Raw genomic sequence first — 2441 nt, forward strand, 5'->3', positions numbered from 1 at the left:
CCGCGCCTCCGGTCCGTGAGGTGGGTTGCGTGCTACTTGAGGTCGGCTTCCGTGTAGTAGCCGCTGTCGACCAGGACGGACTTGTAGTTGTCCTTCGTGACGACCGTCGGCTGGAAGAGGTAGGTCGGGACGACCTTGACCTTGTTGTCGTAGCTCTTGGTGTCGTTCACCTCGGGCTTCTTGCCCGTCAGCAGGTCCTCGGCCATGGTGACCGACTGCTTCGCGAGCTTGCGCGTGTCCTTGTAGATCGTCGAGTACTGCTGACCGGCGATGATCGACTTGACGGAGGCCTGCTCGGCGTCCTGGCCGGTGATCGTCGGCAGCGGGCGGTCACCCGAGCCGTAGCCGGCACCCTGCAGCGCCGAGATGATGCCGATCGACATGCCGTCGTACGGCGAGAGCACGCCGTTCAGCGTGGTGCCGCCGGAGTACGACTTCGCGATGAGGTTCTGCATGCGGGCCTTGGCGGTCGCCGGGTCCCACTGCTGCGTCGCGGCCTGGGAGAGCTGGTCCTGGCCGGACTGGATCTTCAGCGTGCCGTCCTCGAGGTACGGCTTGAGGGTGTCCATCGCGCCGTTGAAGAAGAACCCGGCGTTGTTGTCGTCGAGCGAGCCGGCGAAGACCTCGATGTTGAACGGGCCCTTCTTGCCGGTCTTCTTGCCGTCCGCGTCGAGGACGCCGAGACCCGTGAGGAGCGACGTGGCCTGGTCGACGCCCACCTTGTAGTTGTCGAACGACACGTAGTAGTCGACGTTCTTGTTGCCGGTGAGCAGGCGGTCGTACGAGATGACCTTGATGCCGGCCTTCGCGGCGGCGTCGAGCTGGTCGGACAGGGCGCCACCGTCGATCGACGCGATGATCAGGACCTTCGCGCCCTTGGTGATCATGTTGCTGACCTGCTGCGCCTGCTGCTGGACCTTGTTGTCGCCGTACTCGAGGTCGACCTTGTAGCCGGCCTTCTCGAGGTCGCTCTTGACGGCGTCGCCGTCCTTGATCCACCGCTCCGAGACCTTGGTCGGCATCGCGACGCCGACGAGGGCGCCCTTGTTGTCGCCGTTTCCGCCGTCACCACTGCCCGTGGCGCCACGGCCCCCTGCGGAGCACGCGGCCAGGCTGACTGCCAGTCCGACGGCGACGATCCCCGCTGCGATCTTGCGCTTCATCATCGAAGTACCTCTTGTTCCTCTCACGTCGTCCTCGACGCGCTGGGTTCGGGCTGCTGTGCCCCTGGGGTGCTGCTCAAAGTGAGCGCTCACATCATGTGGGTTGTTTCACGGGGTGTCAACTCGTCGTGATCGTTTCGCGACCTTTCGTGCGGGCCCCGTTCCGGGGGTACGGTTTCCCACGTGACGACCACGACGGCCCCCGAGGGCAAGCGCCGCAAGGCGCCGACGATCTTCGACGTCGCCGAGCGTGCCGGGGTCTCGCACCAGACCGTCTCCCGTGTCATCAACGGCGATCCCACCGTCCGCGAGCAGTTCCGCGACCAGGTGGCCGCCGCCGTCGCCGAGCTCGGGTACCGCCCACGGGCCGCCGCACGGGCACTCGCCGGGGGTCGGAGCCGCGCGCTCGGCCTCGTCAGCACGGGCGACGCCCTGTACGGGCCGTCGAGCACCGCGATCGGTTTCGAACGAGCCGCCCGCACCGCCGGGTACCACGTGCTCCTGTCGACCCTGCCCGAGGACCCGGTGCCCGCCGACCTATCCGGCGCGCTCGCGTCGTTGCTCGCGCAGGACGTCGCCGCCGTGGTGCTCGTCGCCGCCGACAACCGGGTGCTCGATGCCCTGGCCTCGCTGACCGTCCCCGTGTCGGTGCCGGTCGTCGTGGCGAACGCCGTGCAGCGCGACGCCGAACGGACCGGAGCGGCACCGAACGTCGCCGCCGTGGCGATCGACCAGGCCGCGGGCGCCACGCTCGCGATGGAACACCTCTTCGCGGCGGGACACCGTCGGATCGTGCACATCGCCGGGCCGGCGGTGTCGCAGGAGTCCGAGGTCCGCCGGGCGACCTACGAGCGGATCATGGCCGACCGAGGGCTCGAGGCGGTCGTGCTCGAGGGCGACTGGACCCCCGCGAGCGGGTTCCGCGCGGCGCAGGCGATCGACGTGCACACCGTCGACGCGGTGTTCGCCGGGAACGACCAGATGGCGCTCGGCGTGCTGCACGCCTTCGCCGAGGAGGGGCTCCGCGTCCCCGACGACATCGCCGTCGTCGGCTTCGACGACATCCCGGAGGCCGCGCACTTCACGCCGCCGCTGACGACGGTGCGGCAGGACTTCATGGCGATGGGGGAGCGGGTGCTCACCTCGGTGCGGCGGCTCGTCGAGGGGCAGTCCCACGACGACCGGCTGATCGCGCCCGGGCTCGTGGTGCGGCGGAGCGCGTAGCGAGCGCGCGCGGCGTGCGCCGCGCGCGTGGCGTGTGTTCGGTGCGAGGTCGGT

General features: G+C 69.3%; 2 protein-coding genes. One reads left to right on the forward strand and one right to left on the reverse strand.

The genetic code is table 11. The annotated features are described in order from the left end of the window. Positions 1-32 precede the first annotated feature (32 nt). Entirely contained in the window at positions 33-1166 is a 1134-nt protein-coding gene (gene chvE / locus ACSW7Y_RS16985) for a multiple monosaccharide ABC transporter substrate-binding protein (RefSeq protein ID WP_438127400.1), read from the reverse strand. Between the two features lie 180 nt (positions 1167-1346). Between chvE and ACSW7Y_RS16990 the strand changes: the two genes are divergently transcribed. Further along, positions 1347-2387 carry a LacI family DNA-binding transcriptional regulator gene (locus tag ACSW7Y_RS16990; protein WP_438127401.1) on the forward strand — a complete coding sequence of 347 codons (1041 nt, stop codon included), beginning with the start codon at positions 1347-1349 and terminating at the stop codon, positions 2385-2387. The last annotated feature ends 54 nt before the right edge of the window (positions 2388-2441 follow it).

This window comes from Curtobacterium flaccumfaciens (assembly GCF_051548005.1).
Taxonomy (GTDB): Bacteria; Actinomycetota; Actinomycetes; order Actinomycetales; family Microbacteriaceae; genus Curtobacterium.

What these genes read in the sequence shown, in the direction of transcription:
- chvE (WP_438127400.1), bottom strand. Translation starts at nt 1,166, where the DNA reads ATGATGAAGCGCAAGATCGCAGCGGGGATCGTCGCCGTCGGACTGGCA.